Annotated in this window: 11 protein-coding genes and 4 pseudogenes; 9 read left to right on the top strand and 6 right to left on the bottom strand. The window is 32.8% G+C overall.

Annotated features, from left to right (window positions below; all coding sequences use genetic code 11):
* The first annotated feature begins 18 nt into the window (after window positions 1-18).
* Window positions 19-933: a class I SAM-dependent methyltransferase gene (locus BN2144_RS01755; RefSeq protein WP_033826654.1), complete on the top strand. Its 915-nt coding sequence runs from the start codon at window positions 19-21 to the stop codon at window positions 931-933.
* Between the two features lie 153 nt (window positions 934-1086).
* Window positions 1087-2025, top strand: coding sequence for a class I SAM-dependent methyltransferase (locus BN2144_RS01750; RefSeq protein WP_033826653.1), 939 nt, complete (start codon window positions 1087-1089; stop codon window positions 2023-2025).
* 203 nt (window positions 2026-2228) lie between these two features.
* Here the strand turns inward: BN2144_RS01750 and BN2144_RS01745 are convergent.
* Window positions 2229-3674 (bottom strand): annotated as a pseudogene (locus tag BN2144_RS01745) (aminotransferase-like domain-containing protein).
* A 120-nt stretch (window positions 3675-3794) separates the two neighbouring features.
* Here BN2144_RS01745 and BN2144_RS01740 point away from each other — a divergent pair.
* The 6 genes and pseudogenes from BN2144_RS01740 (at window position 3795) to BN2144_RS20235 (ending at window position 9049) form a co-directional block, all read left to right on the top strand.
* A pseudogene (locus BN2144_RS01740) lies at window positions 3795-4392 on the top strand (LysE/ArgO family amino acid transporter).
* Between the two features lie 77 nt (window positions 4393-4469).
* Window positions 4470-5213 carry a MerR family transcriptional regulator gene (locus BN2144_RS01735; protein ID WP_033826652.1) on the top strand — a complete coding sequence of 248 codons (744 nt, stop codon included), beginning with the start codon at window positions 4470-4472 and terminating at the stop codon, window positions 5211-5213.
* Window positions 5214-5276: 63 nt separating this feature from the next.
* Window positions 5277-5894, top strand: coding sequence for a DUF4097 family beta strand repeat-containing protein (locus tag BN2144_RS01730; RefSeq protein WP_050632172.1), 618 nt, complete (start codon window positions 5277-5279; stop codon window positions 5892-5894).
* 100 nt (window positions 5895-5994) lie between these two features.
* The gene (locus BN2144_RS01725; RefSeq protein WP_033826651.1) at window positions 5995-6639 is read left to right on the top strand and encodes a GAP family protein; all 645 of its coding nucleotides are present in this window, start codon (window positions 5995-5997) and stop codon (window positions 6637-6639) included.
* A 533-nt stretch (window positions 6640-7172) separates the two neighbouring features.
* A complete protein-coding gene (locus BN2144_RS01720; protein ID WP_033826650.1) occupies window positions 7173-7757 on the top strand; it encodes an ArsR family transcriptional regulator in 585 nt (194 codons plus the stop codon).
* Between the two features lie 14 nt (window positions 7758-7771).
* Window positions 7772-9049 (top strand): annotated as a pseudogene (locus BN2144_RS20235) (MFS transporter).
* Window positions 9050-9314: 265 nt separating this feature from the next.
* On the opposite strand, the gene BN2144_RS01705 reads toward BN2144_RS20235, so the two are convergent.
* The 3 genes and pseudogenes from BN2144_RS01705 to BN2144_RS01695 form a co-directional block, all read right to left on the bottom strand.
* Complete coding sequence (locus tag BN2144_RS01705; RefSeq protein ID WP_026319842.1) at window positions 9315-9605, bottom strand: transposase family protein; 291 nt, start codon at window positions 9603-9605, stop codon at window positions 9315-9317.
* Window positions 9606-9720: 115 nt separating this feature from the next.
* The gene (locus BN2144_RS01700) at window positions 9721-10617 is read right to left on the bottom strand and encodes a DUF2268 domain-containing putative Zn-dependent protease (RefSeq protein ID WP_033826649.1); all 897 of its coding nucleotides are present in this window, start codon (window positions 10615-10617) and stop codon (window positions 9721-9723) included.
* Window positions 10601-11372, bottom strand: a pseudogene (locus tag BN2144_RS01695) (MerR family transcriptional regulator). Before BN2144_RS01695 ends, BN2144_RS01700 begins: the two are co-directional and overlap by 17 nt.
* A gap of 414 nt (window positions 11373-11786) precedes the next feature.
* On the opposite strand from BN2144_RS01695, the gene BN2144_RS19785 reads away from it, so the two are divergent.
* Window positions 11787-11954: a hypothetical protein gene (locus BN2144_RS19785; protein ID WP_154665481.1), complete on the top strand. Its 168-nt coding sequence runs from the start codon at window positions 11787-11789 to the stop codon at window positions 11952-11954.
* A 61-nt stretch (window positions 11955-12015) separates the two neighbouring features.
* Here BN2144_RS19785 and BN2144_RS01690 read toward each other — a convergent pair whose 3' ends face one another.
* The gene (locus BN2144_RS01690) at window positions 12016-12414 is read right to left on the bottom strand and encodes a hypothetical protein (RefSeq protein WP_033826648.1); all 399 of its coding nucleotides are present in this window, start codon (window positions 12412-12414) and stop codon (window positions 12016-12018) included.
* Entirely contained in the window at window positions 12404-12634 is a 231-nt protein-coding gene (locus BN2144_RS01685) for a helix-turn-helix transcriptional regulator (RefSeq protein ID WP_033826647.1), read from the bottom strand. The genes BN2144_RS01690 and BN2144_RS01685 overlap by 11 nt, the downstream gene beginning before the upstream one ends.
* Between the last annotated feature and the right edge of the window lie 117 nt (window positions 12635-12751).

Genomic DNA, 12751 nt, shown 5'->3' with positions numbered 1-12751 from the left:
AATGGAGGTGATTATTACATGAAACAAAATGAATCAAGTTTAACTTCATTAATATCAGCTTTTGGTAGAGCTTACCATAGTCAATTCGATACACCAAAAATTTTTGATGATTTTATAGCTAAAGACTTAATTTCACAAAAAGAATATCATGACATTAAAAAGAATATGGTTCAAGGCATTCAGTTCTTTAACAAAGAAATTGCGAAAAAATATAAAGGTAATCCGGAGGAAATTTTAAAATGGATTACACAAGTTCAGTTATCACCGACACCTTTAGCACGTGCTGCGTATTGCGAAAATGTATTACAAAATGAAATTAAATTTGGGGTAAAGCAATATGTCATACTCGGGGCAGGCTTAGATACTTTTTGTTTACGACACCCTGAATTGGAAAACACTCTTGAAATATTTGAAATTGATCATCCATTTACACAGGAATTTAAAGTACAAAGATTGGTTGAAGTTGATTTAAAAATACCGAAGAATCTTCATTTTATTCCGATGGATTTCACGAAAATATTTTCGTACGAAAAACTTTTTGGGAAGGGCTTTAGCTATGAAAAAACATTTATTAGTTTACTGGGTGTATCTTATTATTTAACGAAAGATGAACTATCAAGCTTGATTGAGAAATTATTCGCTGAAGTCCCATCTGGGAGCTCGATTGTTTTCGACTATGCCGATGAAAAACTTTTTGAGGAGAAAGGATTTTCTAATAGAGTAGAAAACATGGTGAAAATGGCTGCGGTAGGTGGAGAGCCAATGAAATCGTGTTTTCCATACTCTGAAATCAAGGGAATATTAGAAAAATCTGGTTTGCTCATCTATGAACATTTATCACCTTCAAAAATTCAAAATCTATACTTTGAAAACCGAAAAGATTACCTATCGGCCTTTGAGACAATTCACTATGTTCATGCGGTGAAAAAATAAAAAGAAATTATAAGTATGAGGGAATACCTTTATGAACAAGATTCTGAAAATTAAACAAAGGTCTTCTTGATCTATTCAAACTAAATATACGGTTAACAAATTTACCATGATAGAAGTTCAATGAATAATGTGGCTTTGGATAGGAGAGAGAAAATGTTTACCATATCAGATTTTCAAAATTTAATCGAACAACAGTTATTCCACAATCGAAATAAAAGTCTTTTTTATGAGTTGACAAATGGACGATTCGTTTTAAATTCTTCCAAAGAAACTAGTGCTTTATTCAAACAAAAATCCAAAGATATCGCCAATTTTATAGAAACTGCACATTTAAATGACACAACTCAAAAACTGGCAAAATACATTTCAGATAAAACGATTCGTTTATTCGTTGAGGTGAATCAATATTTAAATTTTTCCCAAAAGGATTATCTTCAACTTCAAAAAGTCTATGAAGCTCTGCTTCAACAGGTATATGAAATTTGTAATCAAAAGGAAGTATCTGAAGAAGAAATTGATCAGTTGTTTCGTTCCCATTATAAAAATCTACAGAGCTTTTTATTAGATTCAAACGGTAAAGAGATATTTAAAAAGTATAGGGAAAGCCCGGATGTACTTGAAATAAAATGTGCTGAATATACTTCTGAGTTTCAAATGAGATTATTAGGTATCTATTTGTCAAAGGTTAAACAGCCTGTTTTAGATATTGGATGTGGACAACAGGCAAACCTTGTTCACTTTTTAAGGAAAAATGACATAGTTGTATACGGGTTGGATCGAAATGTTCAGAATCTGAACAATAAAATATATCAAGTGGATTGGCTTGAGTATACGTACGTTCCAGACACTTGGGGAACTGTCATTTCTCATATGGCATTTTCAAATCATTTTATGCACCATCACTTGAGACCTGATGGAGATTATGAAAAGTATGCAACAAAGTATATGGAGATATTAAAATCCTTAAAAATTGGTGGAAGTTTTATTTATGCGCCAGGCCTTTCATTTATGGAAGAGATTTTAATATCCACATTTGATTCTTATACTGTAGAGACTGGAGAATATTCTACCATGGTAACTCGTATTAACTAAATGAAAACTATATAGCTTTCATATTATAAAAGGAGATAAGTGAAAAGGACTTTCTAACTATAGTAGGAATTGGAAAGTCCTTGTTCTGCCTATCTTAATACCAAGGAAATTGTTTGAAATTACTTCACGAACCAGTAACTCAATTTAAGGATTTTAAACCGGTATAATACACTAATACATAAGTTATAATCGTTTCATAGATTCTACATCATTTCAATGATTAATTCCGATATTCTTTTGAGGCCTTTTTTAATTTGATCTAAAGTTGCATAGGAATAGGACAACCGTAAATGTCTATGATCGTCCTTATCATATATATTACCTGGATTTAGCAGTATTCCCTCTTGAATAGCTTTTTCAAATAACTTCCTAGTGGAAATACTAGGAGTGATTTTTAGCCAAATATAAAATCCCCCACTTGGAATATTCCATGTAGCTATATTAGAAAAATAAGTATTTAAAATTTCAATCATATAATCCCTTCTACATTTTAATTCACTCCTAACTAAAGTTAAGTCCTCTTCATACCCATTTTTAAGCCATTTATTTACTAAAAATTGTGAAATAGAACTTGAGCCGTAATCTGTTTGCATTTTAATGTCAGCAAGACGGTTGATAACAGGTTCGGGCCCAACAATCCAGCCAATCCGCAGGCCTGGACTGAATGTCTTAGATACACTTCCAATATAAAGTACACTACCTTGCTTATCATTTGCTTTTAGTGGTTTAGGCGGTGGTTGTTCAAACCACAAATCACCATAAACATCATCTTCAATTATAGGAAGAGAAGCTTTTTGACAGTCTTCCAAAAGTTGTTTTCTCCTTCTTTCAGACATTAGAGTGCCTGTTGGATTGTGGAACGATGGTATTGTATAGATTAAAGCAGGGTTGTGCTGTCGTTTTAAACGACCAATGGATGCATATTTGATCCCTTCCTCATCCATAGGGATACCGAATAAATTCATGCCGGCAGATTGAAAAACATGAATAGAATTAAGATATGAAGGTGATTCATGAAAAATAACTGAACCCCGTTGTAACAGACCGATTGAAATCAATTGTAAAGCTTGTAAACCGCCGGAAACAATCAATATAGATGAAGGCGAAGTTTCGATGCCCTTTCCTTTTAAATAATCACAAATTGTTTCCCTGAGGTGAATGCTCCCTTAAGGTCCTTCATACCCTAAAGATAGGTTACTTCTCATATCCATTTGCAACAGTTTTGTTAGTTGATTACAAGATAACAGTTCGGGGGAAAGTTCACCGGTTCCTAGTCGAATTATATGAGGATTTGTTTCAGCCTCATTAATTTTTTGTACGCTGTTATTATTGGGCTTATGAATACCAGAACGTACATAATCAATCCAATTAGGAGGAGGTGACGATGCTAGAACTCCCCAAGTATTATTTATTACTGTTGTACCACTTCCAACTTTCGATTCAATTAAACCATCTGCGGAAAGTTCTTCAAGAGCCATAATAATTGTACTTCGGTTAACATCAAACTGTTTTGCTAAGTTTCTTTGTGACGGTAACTTCATTCCAATAGACCATTCTCCATTCAAAATTTTCCTTTTTATGTAATTGTAGATTTGTAGATGTAAAGGTAATGATGAGGATTTTTTCGGCTTCCATTCTATATTACCCATCTTTCAACCCTCCTCGTATTTTTAATAATTATATGAAATGGTTGGCTATTTTTCCAACCAATTGGTTGGAGACAAACAGAGTAAATTCTCTTATTCTAAAATACGATGGGAGGGAAAAAGATGGAAGCCTTGGTTCATGGAATCATTTTAGCTTTTGGATTAATAATTCCTTTAGGAGTACGAAATATTTTTAATCAAGGAGCAACTCATAAAAGTTATGTCTGCATTTCCAGCTGTTATAACGGCTGGTATTTGTGATACGATTCTTATTTCATTGGCAGTAGCAGGTGTATCGATTATTATTTTTAAGTTTTGAATGGGTTCGTGTTTTATTATATACAATAGGATTTATTTTCTTAATATATATAGGTTGGCTAATGTGGAAGGATAGATCTGAACTGAACGATGCAGAAAATAAACAATTTTCTCCAAAAAGGCAAATTACGTTTGCTGCTTCCGTGTCCTTACTAAATCCACATGCCATTTTGGATACGATAGGGGTAATTGGGACGAACTCATTGCTCTATCAAAATCATGAAAAATGGATTTTTACAATTGCGTGTATTGTAGTTTCTTGGGTTTGGTTCTTTGCCTTAGCTATGCTGGGAAAAGAGTTGGCCGATTTAATAAAAATGGAACTATTCTAAAATGGATAAATAAAATTTCTGCGATATTAATTTGGTGCATTGCAATTTATATGGGAATAAAAATATTTTGAGCAAAGACCAGGAGAGATACTTGAAAGTGACGTAACGTAATCTTATATACTTATAGTCAGAATGAGGTGATAGGGAAATGATTTCAATTAAAGAATTAACAAAACAAACTGGAGTTTCTGTTCGAACAATGCGTTATTATGATGAAATAAATTTATTGCCTCCAGCTGGAAAAACAGAAGGTGGGCATCGATTATATAGTGAAAAGGAGATAAAAAAACTTCAGGAAATCCAATTTTTAAAATCTTTAGGATTTCGTTTAATCGAGATAAAGGAGATGTTATCTGATAAAAACTGGGATTGGGAGATCGGACTAAAAAATCAGTTAAACTATATTTTGCAAGAAAAACAAAGAATTATTCAAATAGAAAAAACGCTAAAAGGACTCTTAAACACCCTAAAAATTGAGAATTCGGTTGATTTGACATATATAAATAAATTAATTCAATTGTATCAGAGTAAAAATGAACAACAAAATATATTTCGTGATAAATATTTTCATCAAGGTGAAAGGAAATTACTTAACAAATTACCGAAAATGGACAGTGATGATCCGCACTCTCTTGAATGGATTTCCTATTTGGTTGATTTGAAAAAATTCAAACATAAGGGTGCTAATTCTCCAGAAATTCAGCAAATTATACATTGTATGTATGAAAAGGCAATAGATACATTTGGTGAAAATGATGATTTTTTTAATAAATTATGGGAAATACGTAAATCACCAGAAAAATCAACAAAGATGGGCTTTTATCCGATAGAACAGGATATATTAAATTTAATAGAAGAGGCATGGGATTTTTATGAAAATAAGCGACATTGAAGTTTCATCTGTAAAATTGTTCAAGGTAGAATAGATGGATTTTTATAAAAATTTATTTTTAGCATGATATTGTTAACGGGATGTAATTTTAATCAAGAAGAAGTTGTACACTCAATTGATCTTGATGGTATTGATACTATTTACATTGACCATGGAAGTGAAAATGTTCATCTAATCAGTGTAGAACAGTCAAATTTAGAAGTGTTACACTCAAATAAAAATATTGATGTATCCGAAAAGGCAAATGAAGTATCCATATCTATGGAGAAAAGGATCTTTAACATTGGTCCGAAAATTAATTTAAATAATCAACTCATAGTCAAGATTTCAAAAGATTTTACAGGAAAAGTTATTATTAATGGAACATCCGGAAATGTAACATCGGAAGACCTTGAAACAACAAATATCGAAGTAAATGAGAAAAGCGGGAATGTTACACTAGACTTCAAGGATTTCCATAGTGATGTAAATATTACAACATCGAGCGGAAACGTAGTTGTATCGTTGAATACGATACAACCGGACATTGAATTACAGACAAAGACAGCAAGTGGGTTACAAACAATTACTGTACCAATTGACATAGAAAAGCAAAATGATAAATCGATTGAAGGGAAAGCAAATGAAGGAATTTATTTTATTGGAATAAAAACAGCCTCGGGGAATATTTCTATACGATAATTGACGTACTTTTCCTATCCTATTAAGTGTTTTGTGTTTATTGTGTAAAAATCATTATTGTGAATATTTAGCCAATAATGCAAGAAAAGGATGATATAAAGTGAGTTTTGAATTTTTAATTCCGATAGGCATATTAGCTTTAGTGGACACATTGAGTCCGACAACGTTAAGTGTAACTGTTTATATGCTACTTATGGAAGAGGAGCGATTAATCAGAAGGTTATTTGCTTATCTGTTAACGGTTGGCATCTTTTATTTTACTGTAGGAATATTTTTAATGATGGGGGTTGGAAGTATTTTCCATAAGTTTCCGAGTTTCGATGAAAGTGTTATACTCAGTCAATTTATGTTTTATTTAGGTTTGGGGCTATTTATTGGGAGTTTTTTTGTACCAGCTAAATCCACCCCTAAAACATATAAACCGAAGTCGAAAAGTATGTTGGCCATGGTTATGCTTGGCTTAATGACTGGTTTAATTGAAGTCGGGACAGCATTACCTTATTTTGCGGCTATCGGCATCATGACAACAGTCAAATTAAATCCATTTCAATGGATTCCCATACTAGCAGGTTATAACTTCATTATGGTACTTCCACCGCTCATTCTTATTGGAATACATTTATTATTTAAACAATGGCTTCGGGAACCATTAATGAAAATAAAATTGAGGTTAGAGAAAAACCAGGGAGCAACATTGTCGTGGATTATGGCTATTGTTGGTTTAATTATTTTGATAAATAGTTGATGATTAAAAGATTGGAATGAATATTTTATTAAAAGAATAATAGTTTTATGAGAACAAGAAATCCTTCACTTTGAAGTAGCAAAAAAACGAAAATGATAAATAATAATATTCCTTTGAGACATATGTCTGTTCTGGCAAGTAGCAATCAATATAAACTATATGGAAAGTGCTACTTATTTTTGCAGGGTTTTAGACGATACAGATAGGGATACACATGACGGTTAGAGGATAGTTCTTTAAATTTCTTCAAGATTTATTATCACAGACATCATGAAATCCAAAGGGATTTCTGTCTTTCCGATTAAATTTATAGTTGAAGTTCATTGATAAGAAAAAGTGATTTTTCCTAATAAATATTTCCTGTTTTTTTAGAAAAATATGGTTATAAAACTTAAAGGTGAGAATAGCTCCCGTAAATACTTGACAGATTCTGTTGCAGTTATTCATTTCCTTTTTTTAATTTTTTATAGTATAATACAGTCAAATATTTTTAACCGTTTTAGTTTATTTTACAAAGGGTGGTTATTAAAGAGATGAAAAATAATTTGATTATTGATGATTTTAATCAGTTAAAAGCATTAAGTGATCCGTTACGTGCCGAAATGATGATGCATTTGGTGATGCGTGCTTATACTGGTCAACAACTTTCTGAGATTTTGTCAATCGCACGCGGGAAGATCCATTACCACCTAAAGGAATTGGAGAAAAATGGGTTAGTCCAAATCGTAAAAACGGAAGAAAAAAATGGTATTGTACAGAAGTTTTACCAAGCAGTGGCGGCTGATTTCCAAATTTCTGAAAAACTTCTTCCGAGAAAAAAGGAAATAAGAGATACAACCAAACAATTAATGTATGGAATTCTAGAACGTGCCAAACAAGAAATTAGGGAAGCTCCCGCCGAATCCTTCGAAACAAGAGAACCGAATGAAAAACCATTGGAACGACGTTTTATTTCTTCTACTTGGGAACTGGAGGCAACGGAAGAGCAATTTACACAATGGAAAATAAAGTATTATGCTCTTTTAAAAGAGTTACACCATATGGGCCTACAATCAAAGGGTAAGAAAAATAAATATTATATTACTACCGTTGGTTTTCAAACGGATGAGAAAGAATAAGGGGAAAGAGTTGGATGGATATTTTTAAGAACAGAAATTATTTATTTTTATTAATCGGTAGGGTTGTAACAAATATTGGGGACAGTTTGTATTATGTCACTACAATGTGGCTCGTTTATAAGCTGGGTGGAAATGCATTTTACACAGGACTTGCGGGATTTCTAACGCTTTTGCCTTCCTCATTACAGTTTATTACCGGTCCTTTTGTAGATCAATGGCAAGTAAAAAAAACGTTAATCGTTACCCAACTACTTCAAACATTATTGATTTTCTTAATTCCAATCACATACTATTTTGACTTGTTAACAGTTCAGCTTGTATTAATCATTATGCCAATCGCTTCATTTATTCAGCAATTCGCTTATCCATCACAAACAAAGGCATTACCTATCATTTTAGAAAAAAAGCACTTAATTAAAGGTAATTCTTATTTTGCTTTTGCCTATCAGGGAATTGATCTAGTGTTTAATGCTATTTCAGGTATTCTTGTCACTTTTTTTGGAGTAGTTTTGTTATATCTAGCCGATTCCATTATTTTTGCGATGGCAGCAATATTGTTTAGTTAGATACAATTGCCTAGAAAGGTTGAACAAAAAGATAGCAGAACTGGAAAACAGAAGATTTTGCAATATATTACTGACTTAAAGGAAGGATTTCGTGTTGTTTATCGTTCATTAATTGCTGTATTTTTAATTGGTTCGATTGTTGCAAATTTTTGTATCGGGGCTGCTATGGCAATTTTGCCATCCCTTGCAGATGTACGGGGAGGTCCGATGTTTTACGGTTTTTATTTGGCAGCTATGTCTGTTGGTGGATTAGTTGGTGCATTATGCGGATCGTGGATGGGAAGATTTCGGTTAGGTATTTTTGTAACAATATCCTTTTGTTTTAGTGCACTATTGTGGATCCTTGCAGCAATATTTCCGATTACATCTATCGCTATAGTATGTTTTGCTCTTGCATGGATTCCCATTGGTGGTACAAATGTCATTTTTGCAACAACGTTACAAACCGTAGTTCCACACGAACTCTTGGGGCGTATAAATACAGTATCTGGTAGTATGAGTGCGATTGCTATGCCAATTGGTTCCATAGTTGGTGGTTATGTTGCTAGTGTAACCAGTAGTACTCTAACATTTTCTTTTGCAGGGTTAGGATTTCTATTTGTTTCTATCGTTTGGCTTTTACATTCACGCTTAAGAAGATTACCGAAGTTAGCAATGCTTACAGGAGATTTAATGGGAATTCACATAAATAAGCCTTCATTGACGGCGGAAGGTAAAGATTACTAACTGACATAACCGAACGATCTTTCTCCTTCAGTGGATTCTACTAATCGATTGGTCTCCCCTGTACTGGAATGAGTAATAGAATAGATAGAGGTAGCAAGTACCATATGATATTTATACGTCATTTATCGCTTCGTGGGGAGTTTATTCTGTTTAAACACCACATAGGCATTTGAATTCCTTTTTATGCTATATACAACATCTTTTTTGTCCTCAATTAGTTATTAAATATAAAATTCTGGTTGCTTGCTCCTTGAACCCAATTAAATTAGCCTATTGGTAACAGAACGCCCTTCATCAATATCTGGGATACATTCAAAGAATGTATCCCCATACCCATTACATTTTTAACGAAGATGCCAACTCGTTTAGCATGCATCGGCAAATCAAAGAATAATTGTTCCTTTTTACCATGCTTATATAGATTAGCAACTGTACCACATTTTGGGCAATAAGAAGGAGATGGCAATGTAGTTTCAACTAAGAACCTATAATCATATTCACTCTCCTTCATATCAAGAATCTTAAAACTTGGTAGATTGAGCATATTAATTGTCATTATTCCATTTCCCTTTGTTTTATTGAGCATTTAATAAGAAAATCATATGAATTGCACTTAAATAAGAAAGGCATTACTTAGCTATCGCAGTAATGCCTTCATTAGTACAAACAGGTTATTTAGAAAACAGTCCACAATTGCTTAGTATTTCATCTGTGCCAAGTAAGGTAGCTTCTACTATCCCCACATTATTGGTTTCCATGAAAGATTGTACTGCTTGGTAGCCTACTGCATAACCAGCAAATGGTGATAAGCCAACAGGTTGATAGCCTTGTTCTTTTGCAATGGTATCACCAAACATATAACTGCTGACCTCAGCAAACCCTTTAATATCTAAAGCATCCTTTATAACTTCTTTTGAATACTCCAAGTCCTCTTTATCAAAAGATGTAACCCAAGGTCCTAAAAGATCTTCTCCATAAAGTTCTTTTGCAAATGACTCAGCTAAACCCTCTATAATTAAGTAATCACCAACGGTAACGTCTCCATGATCCCAATCAAAATATGAAAAACGGATATTATGATGGAATTCATGTGCAATTACAGCAGGAATCCTTGGAATATTATAGGAGTTTGGGTAAATAGATACTTGAATAAACCCTGGAATTCCTCCAAAACCACAATAACCTTTTTGTAATTCGAGCTTCTTCGGGTCAGCTATATACATACCAAATCTCAATTCATCAGCATTAATATTTATATTATTTTTTTCAATAAAATTAATACAATGATTTAAAGTGCTATGTGCTGTTTGAAGAGCCTGAATTTCTTTTAAACTTTCTAATGCTTGTCTTCCAATTTGAGTATCTGATACATTAAGATAACCAAGCATATTTGTAGCCATTATTACATCATACCCATTAGGTTGCTTAGCCTTTAATGGAACATTAATCATATTCCACATCTTTTCAAAGGGCTTCATCATTGAGTACCGATAAAAATTTTCTTTATCTTCTTCCATTGAAAACAATTTTTCGTATTGTTCAATGGTATCCTCAATTATTATTTTCATTGCTACCACCTCTTATTTGATTATTCGTAAAGACCTTCATCGCCTCAATCATGAGTTTTGCTAAACCCTCACCATACTGATCTATATTTTTTGTGAAACGTTCATCATTAATATAGAGTTGACCTAATCCATAAAAGGTATCAAGGGAGTAGTTACTAAAGTTTTTATTTAAAAAGTCATACCATTCTTTAATTGTTGGTTGTACCTTTTAGGATTTGGGGCATTGATCACGAAGCCATGCAAGTTTATTGAAGATCATATCCCATCTATAAGGTAAATCATTTTGTTCATCTTGGACAATCCTTTAGTTTTGTGTATATCTCATCGATAGATTTATTTCCCCAACGAAGGCGAGCTTCTTCTTCAAATTGGTTGAATTCAACATTAATTCCCTCAAACCTCTCTTCATTCGTCATTTGTATTTCTCCCGCCATATGTTTAATCGTCTTATCAATGGTTTCAATCATTTTATCGACTTTATTTCGTTTCTCAATCAACATTTTTCGTTGTAAAATCAATGCTTCTTGTCGGTTAAATGAGGGGCTGTTAATAATCTTTTTAATTTCCTTTAAGGTGAATCCAAGTTCTTTGAAAAATAAAATTTGTTGTAATGTTTCAAGGTTTTCTTCTGAATAGAGCCGATAACCAGAATCAGTGATTTCTTTTGGGGACAACAATCCAATCTGATCATAATGATGAAGTGTACGAATACTAACACCAACCAATTCTGCCACTTCTTTTACCTTCATATCCATCACTTTGCGCCTCCTTCAATTACTACTATAAAGTATTACGTTACGTTAAAGTCAATAGAATGAAGATACTTTATGAAAAGGGATTTTGTATTGAAATATTGGGATGAAGTAACAGACCACGTGATAACAGGAAACTATGGTGTCGATTTTTCCACACTTATTAAGAAATTGGAAAAGGGAGACTTATAAGCCCTTTTCCACCACAAAATCCGAATACCCATTTTTTTGAAATATACCCATTCCCTTACATACGCCTATACTGATTAATATTAATCAGCCCCAATTTAGCCCCAAATACGTTCATTTTCATGCTTTAGCCTAAAAAATCAAGAAAAGTAAAAAAGCCTCGAATCCTTGATAAAACAAGGTCTCTAAGGCTTTTAATACGGTGCTTTGCAAAGCAATTTCCCTAACGTGAGTAATCAAAAAGTTAATTTGGATGATATTCACCATCTAGAAAATAATACAAGAACGTACTACAAAGAGCGATACATAAAGGAAAATGACTTGGAACAAAAATTAATTGTCACCTATTCACCTCTACCAACGGTACCAATCGTCCATTCGGGAAAAACAAATTGAACGAGTGATTTTAAAAAAGTATTTGGACCATTCTAAAATAATTTTCTTTTTGAAAAGAAGATTAGTCTTTCATAAATCTTCTGGCAACCATAAATTGAACGATTGGAAATATGATAACTCCAATACAAAATGCAGAAAGCAAAAAGATACTGCCTAAATCAGATTCATTTATTTGACTGTATACAAACCAAAGAACAAATAGAAAAGCTATTAGAATATAGTAACTTATCTTTCCACTTATATTCTTAATTTGTTGGCCCATTTCATCTTCTTCAGCTTTTGAATCATCGCCCCATGTTGCTGAATAAAAGAATGTTAAAATAACAACAATCCATAGCAGAATATCAGGTGCTGGATTTTCACTATCATTTAAAAAATCTATAATATATAACCCTAAAAATAAAAGGGTGATAACACTTAAAACAATGCCAGTTAATACTTTTAGTTTTTTATTTCTCATTAGAATCCTCCTCGCTTTTGCTTTCTGCCAACTGAAATTGAAACAGCTCATCCACTGTTATATCTAGGATAGCTGCGATTTTAAATGCAAGAACAAGACTTGGATCATACTTATTATTTTCAATAGCATTTATTGTTTGTCTGGACACATCACATTTATTAGCAAGAAGTTCTTGTGACATTTTCTGTGTTTTACGTAATTCCCTGATACGATTTAACATTAGATGCCCGTTCCTCCCACTATCCTTGCACCACTGGTAATAAAATGGAAAAATATCAAAATTCACCAAAAATATTTACAAATAAAAGAAAAACTCCTATTGTAGAAGAAAGACCAT

It is taken from the genome of Bacillus andreraoultii, assembly GCF_001244735.1.
Classification (GTDB): Bacteria; Bacillota; Bacilli; order Bacillales; family Caldibacillaceae; genus Caldifermentibacillus; species Caldifermentibacillus andreraoultii.
Note: the sequence above shows the minus strand (reverse complement) of the source record. Positions and strands in the feature narration are given on the sequence as shown.

What these genes read in the sequence shown, in the direction of transcription:
- BN2144_RS01755 (WP_033826654.1), top strand. Translation starts at nt 19, where the DNA reads ATGAAACAAAATGAATCAAGTTTAACTTCATTAATATCAGCTTTTGGT.
- BN2144_RS01700 (WP_033826649.1), bottom strand. Translation starts at nt 10,617, where the DNA reads ATGAAAATAATAATTGAGGATACCATTGAACAATACGAAAAATTGTTT.
- BN2144_RS01705 (WP_026319842.1), bottom strand. Translation starts at nt 9,605, where the DNA reads ATGACAATTAATATGCTCAATCTACCAAGTTTTAAGATTCTTGATATG.
- BN2144_RS01750 (WP_033826653.1), top strand. Translation starts at nt 1,087, where the DNA reads ATGTTTACCATATCAGATTTTCAAAATTTAATCGAACAACAGTTATTC.
- BN2144_RS01735 (WP_033826652.1), top strand. Translation starts at nt 4,470, where the DNA reads ATGATTTCAATTAAAGAATTAACAAAACAAACTGGAGTTTCTGTTCGA.
- BN2144_RS01720 (WP_033826650.1), top strand. Translation starts at nt 7,173, where the DNA reads ATGAAAAATAATTTGATTATTGATGATTTTAATCAGTTAAAAGCATTA.
- BN2144_RS01685 (WP_033826647.1), bottom strand. Translation starts at nt 12,634, where the DNA reads ATGTTAAATCGTATCAGGGAATTACGTAAAACACAGAAAATGTCACAA.
- BN2144_RS01690 (WP_033826648.1), bottom strand. Translation starts at nt 12,414, where the DNA reads ATGAGAAATAAAAAACTAAAAGTATTAACTGGCATTGTTTTAAGTGTT.
- BN2144_RS01730 (WP_050632172.1), top strand. Translation starts at nt 5,277, where the DNA reads ATGATATTGTTAACGGGATGTAATTTTAATCAAGAAGAAGTTGTACAC.